The following is a 14,806-nucleotide window of genomic DNA, read 5'->3' on the forward strand; positions in this document are numbered from 1 at the left end:
CAATGTACGCAAGTTCGACCCCAACGCAACGCCAGCACTGAGAGGAACACCGGAGCCAATGAGGATGAACGACTTGACCAAGAACCTCCTGCTATGGGTGGTCGTCGCCGTCGTGCTGATGGTGGTCTTCCAGAGCTTCTCGCCCAAGACCTCCGGGGCTGGGGCGCAGGGTGCGTCGTACTCGCAGTTCCTGGACCAGGTGGACAGCGGCAACGTGCAGAAGGTCGCCTTCGGCGGCGACATGCGCGGCGGCACCAGCCAGCTGACCTACACCACCCGGGGTGGGCAGTCGTCCACCATCACCGCACCGTTCGATCGTGATCTGATCAACGTGCTGCGCACCAAGAACGTGGAGATCGTGCAGGAGGAGCCGTCCAGCGGCATCTCCCTGGGCGCGATCCTGATGAATTTCCTGCCGGTCATCCTGATCATCGGCTTCTGGTTGTTCATCATGCGCCAGATGCAGGGCGGTGGCGGCGGCGCCAAGGGCGCGATGTCCTTCGGCAAGTCGCGCGCCAAGCTGCAGGGCGAAGACCAGATCAAGGTCACCTTTGCCGACGTCGCCGGTTGTGACGAGGCCAAGGAAGAAGTGGGCGAGCTGGTCGACTTCCTGCGCGATCCCTCCAAGTTCACCAAGCTGGGCGGCAAGATTCCGCGCGGCGTGCTGATGGTGGGCCCGCCGGGTACCGGCAAGACGCTGCTGGCCAAGGCCATTGCCGGCGAAGCCAAGGTGCCGTTCTTCTCGATCTCCGGTTCGGACTTCGTGGAAATGTTCGTCGGCGTCGGCGCCAGCCGCGTGCGCGACATGTTCGAGCAGGCCAAGAAGCACGCCCCCTGCATCATCTTCATCGACGAAATCGACGCCGTCGGTCGCCACCGTGGTGCCGGCCTGGGCGGCGGTCATGACGAGCGCGAGCAGACCCTGAACCAGCTGCTGGTCGAGATGGACGGTTTTGAAGGTGGCGAGGGCGTGATCGTGATCGCCGCGACCAACCGTCCGGACGTGCTGGATCCGGCGCTGCTGCGTCCGGGCCGTTTCGACCGCCAGGTCGTGGTCGGCCTGCCGGACGTGAAGGGCCGCGAGCACATCCTGAAGGTGCACATGCGCAAGCTGCCGCTGGCCGATGACGTCGAGCCGATGGTGATCGCGCGCGGTACGCCGGGCTTCTCCGGTGCGGATCTGGCCAACCTCTGCAACGAGGCTGCCCTGTTCGCCGCGCGTGGCAACGAGAAGGAAGTCCGCATGGACCACTTCGACCGTGCCCGCGACAAGATCTTGATGGGTGCCGAGCGCCGCTCGATGGCCATGAGCGAGGAGGAGAAGACCCTCACCGCTTACCACGAAGCCGGTCACGCCATCGTCGGCCGCCTGGTGCCCGAGCACGACCCGGTCTACAAGGTCACCATCATTCCGCGCGGCCGTGCGCTGGGCGTGACCATGTACCTGCCGGAAGGCGACAAGTACTCGATGAACCGCGTGGCGATCAAGTCGCAGCTGTGTTCGCTGTACGGTGGCCGCGTGGCCGAGGAGCTGATCTTCGGTGCCGACAAGGTCACCACCGGCGCCTCCAACGACATCGAGCGCGCCACCAAGATGGCCCGCAACATGGTCACCAAGTGGGGCCTGTCAGATCAGCTCGGCCCGATCGCCTATGGCGAAGAGGACGACGAGGTGTTCCTTGGCCGTTCGGTCACCCAGCACAAGAGCGTGTCCAACGACACCGCGCGTCGCATCGACGAGGAAGTGCGCAACATCCTCGACGAAGCCTACGCACGCACCACCGAGCTGATGACGGCCAACCTGGACAAGCTGCACGCGATGTCCCAGCTGCTGCTGCAGTACGAGACCATCGACGCGCCGCAGATCGACGCCATCATGGAAGGCCGCGATCCGCCGCCGCCGGCCGGCTGGAACAAGTCGAACAAGGATGGTGGCAACGACAAGGGCGGCGATGCCCGTCCGCTGCCGCCGATCGCAGGGCCGGCCGAGTCGCACTGACGGCCCGCTGCACGTGACACCAGACGAGGCCGGGGCGACCCGGCTTCGTCGTTTCTGGGCCGCTGGCCCATCCCGAAGTACCGAACTGACGCTGGAGCCCGCATGTCCGCCCCGAAGCCCGAACCGATTTCCCACACCGCCGAAATGGTCATCGCAACCGTGGTTGGCGTGGGTGTGGGCCTGGGGGCCGACAACCTGCTGCTGGGCTGCGTGGTGGGTATCGCGGTCGGCATCGTGCTGAGCATCGCCAAGACCCTGTACGTGGACCGCAAGCGCCGCCGCCGTTGAGGGGTATCGGCAGGGCTGCGCCCTGCACCCGTGGTAGTGCCGGCCGCTGGCCGGCAACCTCAACAGCAACAGCAGAAGCGGGCATTCCTTGGGATGGCGGGGCGGTGTGGGTTGGCAGGACACGCCGTAAACCCGTCCATGGGGGCTCGATGGCGCCATCCATGGCGCCAACGGTCCTGCCAACCCACACCGCCCCACCTCTGACAGATTCCGGGAGCTGTTGGTAGGTGTGGACCTTGGTCGACACATCTGTCAGATATCGATGTACAAGCATGGGGTCAGATCCGTTTTCCGGAGGAAAACAGATCTGACCCCAAGAGCTGCTCCGACAGATCGCAGAAATCTGTCGAAGGCGAGGTGGGGCCGGTTGTGGGGGCGTGAGCCGCATGGATGCGGCGACCGAGCTTACATGGACGTACTTGCAGCGGCCCCCGCAACCGGACCCACCCCGCCATTCCTCAGCAAGCCAGCTGTTGCTCCGGCTCTTGCTGTCGCTCTGGCCTCTGCGGGTGCAGGGCGCCGCCCTGCCGAACTAAACTACCCGCCGTTGTCCCTGCAGGATTGCCCATGTTCGATACCTCGCCCCAGCTCGATTGCGCCGGCCGCATCCTGCGCCTCGACCGTGCCCGGGTCATGGGCATCGTCAACGTCACCCCGGACTCGTTCTCCGATGGCGGCGCGCACGAAACCACCGAGTCGGCGGTCGCCCATGGCCTGAAGCTGGTCGACGAGGGCGCGGACCTGCTCGATATTGGTGGCGAATCGACCCGCCCGGGCGCCGTGCCGGTATCGGTCGAGGACGAGCTGCGCCGGGTGATTCCGGTGATCGAGCAGCTGGCCGCCCGTACCCGGGTTCCGATCAGCATCGACACCTTCAAGCCGGAGGTGATGCGTGCGGCCGTGGCCGCCGGCGCGGGCATGATCAATGACATCTACGGCCTGCGCCAGGACGGTGCGCTGGATGCCGCCGCTGAAGCCGGCGTGCCGGTGGTGTTGATGCACATGCAGGGTGAACCCGGTCACATGCAGGCTGATCCGCACTACGACGACGTCGTTGCCGAGGTGCATGGTTTCCTGGTGCAGCGCCTGTTCGCTGCTGAAATGGCCGGCATCGCGAAGAAGAACCTGCTGGTCGACCTCGGTTTCGGCTTCGGCAAGACCACGGCCCACAACATGACCCTGCTGGCGCGCTCGGAACGCTTCCTGGAACTGGGCGTGCCGATGCTGGCCGGCCTGTCGCGCAAGCGCAGCCTGGGTGAGCTGACTGGTCGCGACCTGCCGTCCGAGCGGGTGGCGGCCTCGGTGGCCGCGCATCTGATCGCGGTGCAGCGCGGTGCACGCATCGTGCGCGTGCATGACGTGGCGGCCACCGTCGATGCGTTGAAGGTCTGGCAGGCGGTCGAGGCGGTGCCCACGCCGCGCGCCGACGCCACGCCGACGATCCGTTGGCCGGACGAAGACTGATGGGCATCGACCGGCGCCCGCTGGCGATCGCCGTGATGGGGCCGACCGCCAGTGGCAAGACCGCCACCGCGATTGCCCTGGCGCAGCAGCTGGACGGCGAAATCGTCAGCGTCGATTCGGCGCTGGTGTACCGCCACCTGGATATCGGCTCGGCCAAACCCGATGCGGCCGAGCGCGCGCAGGCACCGCACCATCTGCTGGACCTGCGCGATCCCTGGCAGACCTACTCGGCGGCCGAATTCGCCGCTGATGCCGGCCGGGTCGTGGCCGACATCGTGGCGCGTGGCAGAACACCGATCCTGGCCGGTGGCACCGGCCTGTACTTCCGGGCGCTGTTGCAGGGTCTGTCGCCGATGCCGGAGGCCGATCCGGCGACGCGCGAAGCGCTCAGCGCCGAAGCCGCCGAACGCGGCTGGGCGGCACTGCATGCGGAACTGGCCAAGGTTGATCCGGCGGCCGCCGCACGCATCCATGCCACCGACCCGCAGCGCATCCAGCGGGCGCTGGAGGTCTATCGCCTGACCGGCACCCCTATCACTGAATGGCAGCGCCGACCGGGCGTGGCGCCGTTGCCGGTGCGCACGCTCAAGCTGGTCCTGGCCCCGCGTGACCGCGCGGTACTGCACCAGCGCATCGAGGCGCGCTTCGACGCCATGCTGGCGCAGGGCTTTCTGGACGAGGTGCGGGCACTGCGCGCGATGCCGGAAATGGCCGCCGTGGACGTGCCGTTGGACCTGCCGGCGGTGCGTGCGGTCGGCTATCGCCAGGCCTGGGAGTACCTGGACGGGGAGGGCGATGCCGCCCGTTTCCGTGACAAGGCGATCTTTGCCACCCGCCAGCTGGCCAAGCGCCAGCTGACCTGGCTGCGCGGCGAGCTTGATGCGCGCTGGTTCGACCCCCATATCGACCACGAGCGCCTAGCCGGCGCGGTGTCGACCTTCGTCGCACGCTGAACCCCCGCCAGCCGTGTAACATCATCGGTCGGCGGGCGGCTCGGGGGCCGTGGCAACCGTCGGCAACCCAATAAGAACAATAATCAGGAGTGTGCAATGTCCAAGGGGCAATCGCTGCAGGATCCTTTCTTGAACGCACTGCGGCGCGAACGCGTGCCGGTTTCGGTGTACCTGGTGAACGGCATCAAGCTGCAGGGCACGATCGAGTCGTTCGACCAGTTCGTGGTCCTGCTGCGCAACACGGTCAGTCAGATGGTCTACAAGCACGCCATTTCCACGGTGGTTCCGGCACGCAATGTGAAGGTCGGTCCGGGCGGTGGTTATGTGCAGTCGGGTGAAGGTGGTCAGGCAGGTGATGAAGCAGACGAGTAATACCGGAGCGGTGAATGTTTGACCGCTCGAAAAAGGGCGAACACGCCCTGTTGATCCAGCCCCATTTCGGCAAGCTGGAAGACGATGTGCTTGAAGAGTTCGGTGATCTGGCCCGCTCGGCTGGGGCCAGCATCGCCGCAACGATCACCGCGCGCCTGGATCGTCCGAATCCGTCGACCCTGATCGGCAGCGGCAAGCTGGACGAGATCAAGGCCGCGGCCGATGCCAGCGGTGCCGACCTGATCCTGGTCAACCATGCGTTGAGCCCGGGCCAGGAGCGCAACCTGGAACGTTTCCTCGAGCGCCGGGTGATCGATCGTACCGGCCTGATCCTGGACATCTTCGCCCAGCGTGCGCACAGCCACGAAGGCAAGCTGCAGGTCGAGCTGGCGCAGCTGCGCCACCTGGCCACGCGGCTGGTGCGCGGCTGGACCCACCTGGAGCGCCAGCGCGGTGGTTCGATCGGCCTGCGCGGCCCGGGTGAAACCCAGCTGGAAACCGACCGCCGCCTGCTGCAGAAGCGGGTCGAGCAGCTGCAGAAGCGCCTGGAAAAGGTGGAAGTGCAGCGCACCCAGATGCGCCGTGCGCGCGTGCGCAGCGAGCTGCCGCGTGTCGCCCTGGTGGGCTACACCAACGCTGGCAAATCGACCCTGTTCAACGCCATGACCGGCGCTGAGGCCTACGCCGCCGACCAGCTGTTCGCAACGCTGGATCCGACCGTGCGCCGTATCGCGGTGCCGGGCGGCAACGTGGTGCTGGCCGACACCGTCGGCTTCGTCCGCGATCTGCCGCATGATCTGGTCGCTGCGTTCCGCTCGACCCTGTCCGAGGCGCGCGAGGCCGATTTCCTGCTGCACGTGGTCGATGCTGCCGATCCGCACCGCGAGGAGCGCATCGCGCAGGTGGATGAGGTGCTGACCGCGGTCGGTGCCGGTGACCTGCCGCAGCTGCTGGTGTTCAACAAGATCGACCGCATCGACGGTGCCGACGTCCGCCACGATGGCCAGGATGGCGTGCCCGACGAGTCGCGTCGTGAACGCGTCTGGATTTCCGCGCGTGACGGGCAGGGCATTGAGCTGCTGCAGGCAGTGCTGGGCAAGCGCCTGGGTCTGCAGCACGTGACCGGTGAACTGCGCCTGCCGCCGGATGCCGGCCGCCTGCGTGCTCGCCTGCACCAGCTGGAAGTGATCCGCAGCGAACAGGCCGATGAGGAGGGTTGGCTGCTGCAGGTCGACCTGCCGATCGCCGAAGCCGAGAAGCTGGCTGCCAGTGCCGATGGCGCGCCGATCCGGGCGCTGCTGCCGGAGAAACTGCCGGAGTGGTGAGGTAGCGCCGGGCCACGCCCGGCCGCTGCCATCGGGGCTGCCCGCGACATCAACCTGTCATCTGCGGTACAACGTGCAGGTTCTTCACCCCACCGTCATGCCGATGTCCATCCCCACCGACGCCGATCTCAACGCCCAGTCCGCCGCGCTCGGGCAGCGCCTGCAACTGGCCTCGCTGCAGCTGGTAACCGCCGAAAGCTGCAGTGGCGGCTGGATCGCCAAGTGCATGACCGACATCGCCGGTTCCTCGGCGTTCTTCGACTGCGGCATGGTGGTCTACAGCTACGAGGCCAAGCAGCGCTTGCTGGGCGTACGTGCGCAGACCCTGGAGCAGTTCGGTGCGGTCAGCCGCGAAACCGTGCTGGAGATGGTGTCCGGCGCACTGGTCAATTCCGGTGCCGGCATCGCCGTGGCGGTCACCGGTATCGCCGGCCCCGGCGGTGGCAGTCCGGACAAGCCGGTCGGCAGTGTCTGGATCGGCTGGAAGCGCCGTGGCGGCTACGCCCGTGCCGAACTCTTCCAGTTCGACGGCGACCGCGAAGCCATCCGCCGGCAAACCGTGGCGGCGGCATTGCGCGGTATCGACGCCCAGCTGTGACATGCTGCTCCGGTAATCGTCCGGAGCACGCATGATGTGGGAAACGCTGGGCACGGTCCGTGACCTGGGCCGACTGCAGGAAATCGCCGTCGTCCTGATCCGCTATGGCTTCGGCGACGTGGTGCGGCGCATCGGCCTGGCCAGCACGCTGGAACGGGCAGGGCGCCTGCTGCACTGGAACGAGGAGCGGCAGGAACTGCTGCGGATGACCGCGCCGGTGCGCGTGCGCAGTGCGATGCAGGATCTCGGCCCGACCTTCGTCAAGCTGGGCCAGGTGCTGGCGACACGCGTTGACCTGCTGCCGCCGGAATGGATCGCCGAACTGTCCGAACTGCAGAACGCGGTGCCGGCGCTGCCGTATGCGGATATCCGCGAGCAGCTCGAGGCCGACCTGGGCGCATCGCCTGCAGAGGTGTTCGCGTTCCTCGATGAAACCCCGATGGCTGCCGCCTCGCTGGCGCAGGCGCATCGCGCACGCCTGCATGATGGCCGCGAGGTGGTACTGAAGGTGCGGCGCCCCGGCATCCGCGATGTGGTCGAGGCCGACCTGCGGCTGCTGGCCCGCCTGGCCGAGATCGTCGAGGCGCGCCTTCCGGACCTGCGTCGTTACCGCCCGGCCGAAGTCGTGCAGCAGTTCACCGTGTCGCTGCGCCGTGAGCTGGATTTTGCCGCCGAATGCCGCAACGCCGAGCGCATCGCACGCAACTTCAAGGGCCGCGACGACATCCTGATTCCCGACGTGCACTGGCAGTGGACCTGCGAAAGCCTGAATGTGCAGGATTTCGTTGACGGCATTCCCGGGCGCGATCTGGCCGGCGTCGACGCGGCGGGCCTGGACCGGCGCGAGCTGGCGCGGCGTGGCGCCGACATCGTGCTGAAGATGGTGCTGGAGGACGGCAGCTTCCACGCCGACCCGCACCCCGGCAACATCATCTACCTGCGTGACGGCCGCATCGGCGTGATCGATTTCGGCATGGTCGGTGCCTTGTCGGAAGTGCGCCGCTTCCAGGTCGCGCAGCTGCTGCACGGGTTGGTCGAGCAGGACCCGCAGGGCGTGGCCGACGTGCTGCTGGACTGGGCCGGTGGTGTGGAGGTGGACGAGAACCGGCTGCAGCACGACATCAGCCAGTTCGTCGACCAGTACCGCGGCGTGCCGTTGAAGGACCTGCGGATCGGCCTGATGCTGGGCGACATCACCCAGCTGCTGCGCAGCTACAGCCTGACCCTGCCGGCCGACCTGGCGTTGATGATCAAGGCGTTCCTGACCCTGGAGGGCATGGGCCGCCAGTTGGACCCGAATTTCGACATGGCCAGTGCTGCGCGCCCCTTCCTGGAGCGGGTGGTGCTGCAGCGCTACGCGCCCAGGGCGCTGCTCAAGCGCGGCCGGCGCAGCCTGCTGGGCCTGGTCGACTTCGCCGGCGAACTGCCACGCGACCTGCGCAAGCTGGTCCAGGCAGCCCGCCGTGGGCGCCTGCAGCTGAAGGTGGAAACCAGCGCGCTGCAGGGCTTCGGCGAGCAGGTGAACCGGGCCGCGAACCGACTGGTGGTGGGCGTGATCACGGCCGCGCTGATCATCGGCTCGTCGATCGTGATGCACAGCGTCGGCGGGGTTTCCAGCCGCTGGTTGCTGGCGCTGGGCGTGTGCGGATTCATCGGCGCCGGCTTCTGCGGCGTATGGATCCTGGTTTCGATATGGAGAAGCGGCAAGCACACCTAGTGTGCTTGCCGCAGCGGTTCCCAGCGGGAACCGCGGAATCGCTGCGCGATTCCTGTAGAGCCGACCGCTGGTCGGGTGCTTCTGCTCTCGCCTTTGTCTCTGCCAGCCGGGCCAAGCCGGCGACGATTGCCGAGCACGGCTCGGCACCACAGCTCTCGCCGAGTCGCCCCCGGCACTTGCAGTTCCATGCATTAGTAGTAATACTACTAACCATGGACCTGACCGACACCCAGCAGGCGATCCTGCAGTTGATCGCCGAGCGTATCGAGAGCGAAGGCGCACCGCCGTCGCAGACTGAAATCGCACGTGCGTTCGGCTTCAAGGGCGTACGCGCGGCCCAGTACCACCTGGAAGCCCTGGAGCAGGCCGGTGCGATCCGTCGCGTCCCAGGCCAGGCCCGCGGCATCCGCCTGGTGCAGGCACCGCCGGTCGAAAAGCTGGCCGAGCCGGGCCTGCCCGACAGTGTCCTGCGCCTGCCGGTGCTGGGCCGGGTCGCGGCCGGCCTGCCGATCGGCGCCGACATCGGCTCGGACGATTTCGTAGTGCTGGACCGGGTGTTCTTCTCGCCGGCGCCGGACTACCTGCTGAAGGTGCAGGGCGATTCGATGATCGACGAGGGCATCTTCGACGGTGACCTGATCGGTGTGCATCGCACCCGCGATGCCCATTCCGGGCAGATCGTGGTGGCCCGCATCGATGACGAGATCACCGTCAAGCTGCTGAAGATCGCCAAGGATCGTATCCGCCTGCTGCCGCGCAACCCCGACTACAAGCCGATCGAGGTGCTGCCGGATCAGGACTTCGCGATCGAAGGCCTCTATTGCGGCCTGCTGCGGCCCAACCGTTGACCTGTTCCATAGCGCATTACCCCGCGGTCTTTTGTGGCGATTCTCTGGTTCCACTGAGGTTGGTACGGATGTCCGATAATTCTTTTCAGAGCGCCGGGCAGAATCTCAGCCTGTGCGATACGTCCGACTTAAAGTGAACCCATGGCAAAGAAGACCCCCAAAGACAGCACCCCCAACGACACGACCTCTGCAAGGACCAATCCGATGGACGAGAACAAGAAGCGCGCCCTCGCTGCAGCTCTGGGCCAGATCGAAAAGCAGTTCGGCAAGGGCTCGGTGATGCGCATGGGCGACCGCGTGGTCGAACCCGTCGAAGCCATCCCGACCGGTTCGCTGATGCTCGACATCGCGCTGGGTATTGGCGGTCTGCCGAAGGGCCGTGTCGTTGAAATCTACGGGCCGGAGTCCTCGGGCAAGACCACACTGACCCTGCAGGCCATCGCTGAATGCCAGAAGATGGGCGGCACCGCGGCCTTCATCGACGCCGAGCACGCGCTGGACCCGATCTACGCCGCCAAGCTGGGCGTGAACGTGGACGACCTGCTGCTGTCGCAGCCGGATACCGGTGAGCAGGCGCTGGAAATCGCCGACATGCTGGTCCGTTCCGGTTCGGTCGACATCCTGGTGATCGACTCGGTCGCCGCGCTGACCCCGAAGGCCGAAATCGAAGGCGAGATGGGTGACCAGCTGCCGGGCCTGCAGGCCCGACTGATGAGCCAGGCGCTGCGCAAGCTGACCGGCAACATCAAGCGCTCCAACACCCTGGTGGTCTTCATCAACCAGCTGCGCATGAAGATCGGTGTGATGATGCCGGGCCAGAGCCCGGAAACCACCACCGGCGGCAACGCGCTGAAGTTCTACGCCTCGGTACGCCTGGACATCCGCCGCATCGGCGCGATCAAGAAGGGCGACGAGATCATCGGCAACCAGACCAAGATCAAGGTCGTCAAGAACAAGCTGGCGCCTCCGTTCAAGCAGGTCATCACCGAGATCCTGTACGGCGAGGGCATCAGCCGCGAAGGCGAACTGATCGATATGGGCGTGGACGCCAAGCTGGTCGAGAAGGCCGGTGCCTGGTACAGCTACGGCGAAGAACGCATCGGCCAGGGCAAGGACAATGCCCGCGGCTATCTGCGCGACAACCCGACGGTCGCCGCCAAGCTCGAAGCCGAGCTGCGCGAGAAGTTCCAGCCGACCGAAGCCAGCCGTGAGGAAGGCGACGACGAAGGCGACGACGAATAAGGCTTGCTGTGGGGCAGGGCGGCGCCGTCAGTGACGTCGCCCTGTCCCGCAGGTTCGAATCGCCCAGGGATGGGCAGGGCGCCAGGGATGGCGCCACCCTTGGAGCACCGATGTCCGACGCTGACGACATTCCCACCGGCCGCAAACGTCGGCCGCGCGAGCAGACGCCCGTGCAACGGGCACTGGGCCTGCTGGTCCGCCGTGAGCACTCGCGCAAGGAACTCACCCGCAAGTTGACGGCCCGTGGCATCGAAGACGAAGCCGCGCAGGCGGCCGTCGCCAAGCTGACCGAGGCCGGCTGGCAGGACGACACCCGATTTGCCGAGAACCTGGTGCGGATGCGCGCCAACACCGGCTATGGTCCGATCCATGTCCGTGCCGAACTGGGTACCCATGGCCTGGACAGTGCCGCAATTGCGGCGGCGATGGACAGCTACGAAGGCGACTGGCAGGAAAATGCCCGTGATCTGGTCCGCCGACGCTTCGGCGAGGCCGGTCCGCAGGACCTGACGCAGCGGCGCAAGGCCGCCGATCTGCTGGCCCGGAGGGGCTTCGACGGCGACAGCATCCGCCGTGCAACCCGCTACGACCCGGATGACTGAGACTGGCGGCGCCGGGCCTGATACCCTTTAGGTTTTCGGCGGTCCCTCGTGACCCTGGCCAACGCGGCCGGTGGTCCGGGTCCGCCGGCCCGCCGACTGCCAGCCCCCAATGAACGCATCCGCCAAATTCACGACTTCCCAGATCCGCAGCGACTTCCTTGAATTCTTCAAGGGCAAAGGCCACACCATCGTGCCGTCGGCGCCGCTGGTGCCGGGCAATGATCCGACCCTGCTGTTCACCAACTCCGGCATGGTGCAGTTCAAGGACGTGTTCCTTGGCGCGGAGAAGCGCAGCTACGTGCGCGCGGCCGACGTGCAGCGCTGCCTGCGCGCGGGCGGCAAGCACAACGACCTCGACCAGGTCGGCTACACCGCCCGTCACCACACCTTCTTCGAAATGCTGGGCAACTGGTCGTTCGGCGACTACTTCAAGAAGGACGCGATCGCCTGGGCCTGGGAGCTGCTGACCCAGGTCTGGAAGCTGCCGGCAGAGCGCCTGCTGGTCACCGTCTACCAGACCGACGACGAGGCCTACGCGCTGTGGCGCGACATGGTGGGCGTGCCGGAAGAGCGCATCGTGCGCATCGGCGACAACAAGGGCGCACCGTTCGCTTCGGACAACTTCTGGCAGATGGCCGACACCGGTCCGTGCGGCCCGTGCACCGAGATCTTCTACGACCACGGCGACCATATTGCTGGCGGCCCCCCGGGCTCCCCGGATGAGGACGGCGACCGCTTCATCGAAATCTGGAACCTGGTGTTCATGCAGTTTGACCGCCAGCCGGATGGCACCCTGGTGCCGCTGCCGGCGCCTTGCGTGGATACCGGCATGGGCCTGGAGCGCCTGGCCGCGATCCTGCAGCACGTGCACACCAACTACGAGATCGACCTGTTCCAGGCCCTGATCCGCAAGGCATCCGAGCTGACCGGCACCGCCGACCTGGAAAACAAGTCGCTGCGCGTGATCGCCGATCACATCCGCGCCTGTTCGTTCCTGATCGTCGACGGCGTGCTGCCGTCCAACGAAGGCCGCGGCTACGTGCTGCGCCGTATCATCCGCCGCGCCCTGCGCCATGGCTGGATGCTGGGTGTGCGCCAGCCGTTCTTCAGCAAGCTGGTGCCGACCCTGGTCGAGCAGATGGGCGAGGCTTACCCGGAGCTGCCGGCGGCGGTGGATACCGTCACCCGTGCGCTGCAGGCCGAGGAAGAGCGTTTCGCTGAAACCCTCGATGCCGGCATGAAGATCTTCGAGGACGTGGCCGGCAAGGCCAGCAATGGCGTGATCCCGGGCGTTGACGCCTTCCGCCTGTACGACACCTATGGCTTCCCGCTCGACCTGACCCAGGACATCGCCCGCGAGCGCGACCTGACGGTCGACATCGCCGGCTTCGACGCCGCGATGGAACAGCAGCGCGAGACCGCACGTGCGGCCGGCAAGTTCGGCGGCGGCGTGACCCTGCCGGCCGAGCTGGTGGCCACCCTCAGCCCGACCGTGTTCCTGGGCTATGACCGCCTGCAGGCCGACGGCCTGAGCGTGCTGGCCCTGCTCAAGGACGGTCGTCCGGTGCAGTCGGCCGATGCGGGTGATTCGGTCATCGTCATCACCAACCAGACGCCGTTCTACGCCGAATCCGGCGGCCAGGTCGGCGACACCGGCGTACTGACCGGCAACGGCGTGCGCCTGGCGGTGGAGGACACCCAGAAGTTCGCCGGCCAGTTCCATGGCCACGTCGGCACCCTGTCCGAAGGCGGCCTGAAGGTCGGCGATGTGCTGTCCGGCCAGGTCGATGGCGAGCGCCGTGGCGCCACCATCCTCAACCACTCGGCCACCCACCTGCTGCACGCCGCCCTGCGCGAAGTGCTGGGCACCCACGTGCAGCAGAAGGGCTCGCTGGTCGCGCCGGACCGCCTGCGTTTCGACTTCTCGCACTTCCAGCCGATCAGCGCGGAAGAGCTGGCGGTGATCGAGCGCAAGGTCAACCAGCAGGTGCGTGCCAACAACGCCGCCGAAGTGCACACCATGGCCATGCAGGAAGCGCTGGACTTCGGCGCGATGGCCCTGTTCGGCGAGAAGTACGGTGAGCACGTGCGCGTGCTGAAGATGGGTGACTACTCCACCGAGCTGTGCGGTGGCACCCACGTCAACCGTACCGGCGACATCGGCCTGTTCAAGATCACCTCCGAGGGCGGTGTTTCCGCCGGCGTGCGCCGCATCGAGGCGGTCACCGGCCAGGGCGCCCTGGATTACGTGGACGCCGAAGAGGCCCGCCTGGCCGAGGCCGCCGACCTGCTCGGCGGCAGCGCTGCCGACGTGGTCGAGAAGATCCGTGCGCTCGGCCAGCGCCAGAAGCAGCTGGAACGCGAACTGGACGCCGTGAAGGCCAAGGTCGCCGCCGGCGCCACGGCCGACCTGTCCGGCCAGGCCGTCGAGGTTGCCGGTGTGAAGGTGCTGGCCGCCCGCCTGGAGGGCTTCGACGCCAAGGCCCTGCGTGATGCCATGGACCGCCTGAAGCAGCAGCTCGGCAACGCGGTGATCGTGCTGGCCGGCGCCCAGGACGGCAAGGCGGCCCTGGTCGCGGGCGTGAACGGCAGCGCAATGGGCAAGGTCAAGGCCGGGGAACTGTTGTCCCATATCGCCGGTCAGATCGGGGGCAAGGGCGGCGGACGCCCGGACCTCGCCCAGGGTGGTGGCGAGGACGGGCCCGCCCTTGCCACTGCGCTGGCTGCAGTCGTCGAATGGGTCAGCCCCCGCCTGTGATGAACCCTGCCGTCCCCCTCCTTGTAGGAGCGGGACGGCTGACGGTACCATTGCGAATCTTTTCCCTTTGTCGTGGTAGCGCTTCTTGACGGAGCGTCAAGCCGGTGGGGGATACCCTTCCACACGGTTCCATGGAGACTTACAAAAATGTTGATCCTGACTCGCCGCGTCGGCGAAACCCTGATGATCGGTGACTCGGTGAGCGTCACCGTGCTTGGCGTCAAGGGTAACCAGGTGCGTATCGGCATCACTGCGCCGAAGGACGTCGCTGTGCATCGCGAAGAGATCTACCAGCGCATCCAGCGTGGTGATGAAGCCGGTGGCACCGGTAGCGAAAATTCTGCCGAATAACGCTTTACCTTCGCACTCGATTAACGTTATGATTCACGCCCCGCTGAGGTGCAACGCACCAGACGCGGAGAAAACCCCGGAGTGATGCCCGAGTGGCCGAAGGGGCTCCCCTGCTAAGGGAGTATAGGGTCAAAAGCTCTATCGAGGGTTCGAATCCCTCTCACTCCGCCAGATACAAAGAAGCGCCTGCAGATCCTCGATCTGCAGGCGTTTTTCTTTGCTCCGGTACTCATCTCTGAATCACCATCCACCGATCATCGATCAGTGGATGGTGGCGGATCCATTGTCC

At 66.5% G+C, this 14,806-nt stretch carries 13 protein-coding genes and 1 tRNA gene; all 14 read left to right on the forward strand.

What is annotated here, in order from left to right; all coding sequences use genetic code 11:
• The first annotated feature begins 64 nt into the window (after nucleotides 1-64).
• The 14 genes from ftsH to ACZK1G_RS07825 all read left to right on the forward strand — a co-directional run bounded on the left by ftsH (nucleotide 65) and on the right by ACZK1G_RS07825 (nucleotide 14,688).
• A complete protein-coding gene (ftsH, locus tag ACZK1G_RS07760) occupies nucleotides 65-1,999 on the forward strand; it encodes an ATP-dependent zinc metalloprotease FtsH (RefSeq protein ID WP_014036751.1) in 1,935 nt (644 codons plus the stop codon).
• Nucleotides 2,000-2,101: 102 nt separating this feature from the next.
• A complete protein-coding gene (locus ACZK1G_RS07765; RefSeq protein WP_049482998.1) occupies nucleotides 2,102-2,287 on the forward strand; it encodes a hypothetical protein in 186 nt (61 codons plus the stop codon).
• Nucleotides 2,288-2,854: 567 nt separating this feature from the next.
• Nucleotides 2,855-3,751 carry a dihydropteroate synthase gene (gene folP, locus ACZK1G_RS07770; RefSeq protein WP_049445664.1) on the forward strand — a complete coding sequence of 299 codons (897 nt, stop codon included), beginning with the start codon at nucleotides 2,855-2,857 and terminating at the stop codon, nucleotides 3,749-3,751.
• Nucleotides 3,751-4,704 (forward strand): tRNA (adenosine(37)-N6)-dimethylallyltransferase MiaA, encoded by a 954-nt coding sequence (gene miaA / locus ACZK1G_RS07775; protein ID WP_101765254.1) that lies wholly within the window; start codon nucleotides 3,751-3,753, stop codon nucleotides 4,702-4,704. Before folP ends, miaA begins: the two co-directional genes overlap by 1 nt.
• 96 nt (nucleotides 4,705-4,800) lie before the next feature.
• Nucleotides 4,801-5,076: an RNA chaperone Hfq gene (gene hfq, locus ACZK1G_RS07780; protein WP_004152891.1), complete on the forward strand. Its 276-nt coding sequence runs from the start codon at nucleotides 4,801-4,803 to the stop codon at nucleotides 5,074-5,076.
• 14 nt (nucleotides 5,077-5,090) lie between these two features.
• Entirely contained in the window at nucleotides 5,091-6,401 is a 1,311-nt protein-coding gene (gene hflX, locus ACZK1G_RS07785) for a ribosome rescue GTPase HflX (RefSeq protein ID WP_101765255.1), read from the forward strand.
• Nucleotides 6,402-6,504: 103 nt separating this feature from the next.
• Entirely contained in the window at nucleotides 6,505-6,999 is a 495-nt protein-coding gene (locus ACZK1G_RS07790) for a CinA family protein (RefSeq protein ID WP_101766390.1), read from the forward strand.
• A 34-nt stretch (nucleotides 7,000-7,033) separates the two neighbouring features.
• The gene (gene ubiB / locus ACZK1G_RS07795; protein ID WP_101766391.1) at nucleotides 7,034-8,716 is read left to right on the forward strand and encodes a 2-polyprenylphenol 6-hydroxylase; all 1,683 of its coding nucleotides are present in this window, start codon (nucleotides 7,034-7,036) and stop codon (nucleotides 8,714-8,716) included.
• A 212-nt stretch (nucleotides 8,717-8,928) separates the two neighbouring features.
• Nucleotides 8,929-9,564, forward strand: a complete 636-nt coding sequence (gene lexA, locus ACZK1G_RS07800) for a transcriptional repressor LexA (RefSeq protein ID WP_101765256.1) — start codon at nucleotides 8,929-8,931, stop codon at nucleotides 9,562-9,564.
• A 204-nt stretch (nucleotides 9,565-9,768) separates the two neighbouring features.
• Nucleotides 9,769-10,806, forward strand: a complete 1,038-nt coding sequence (gene recA / locus ACZK1G_RS07805) for a recombinase RecA (RefSeq protein WP_010484252.1) — start codon at nucleotides 9,769-9,771, stop codon at nucleotides 10,804-10,806.
• A gap of 110 nt (nucleotides 10,807-10,916) precedes the next feature.
• Entirely contained in the window at nucleotides 10,917-11,408 is a 492-nt protein-coding gene (gene recX, locus ACZK1G_RS07810; protein WP_014036760.1) for a recombination regulator RecX, read from the forward strand.
• A gap of 109 nt (nucleotides 11,409-11,517) precedes the next feature.
• Nucleotides 11,518-14,166, forward strand: coding sequence for an alanine--tRNA ligase (gene alaS, locus ACZK1G_RS07815; RefSeq protein ID WP_049445656.1), 2,649 nt, complete (start codon nucleotides 11,518-11,520; stop codon nucleotides 14,164-14,166).
• 147 nt (nucleotides 14,167-14,313) lie between these two features.
• Entirely contained in the window at nucleotides 14,314-14,517 is a 204-nt protein-coding gene (gene csrA / locus ACZK1G_RS07820; RefSeq protein WP_004152909.1) for a carbon storage regulator CsrA, read from the forward strand.
• Nucleotides 14,518-14,595: 78 nt separating this feature from the next.
• Nucleotides 14,596-14,688 (forward strand) — tRNA-Ser (locus ACZK1G_RS07825).
• Nucleotides 14,689-14,806: the final 118 nt, after the last annotated feature.

The sequence above is a fragment of the Stenotrophomonas sp. 109824_Sma genome (genome assembly GCF_056480025.1).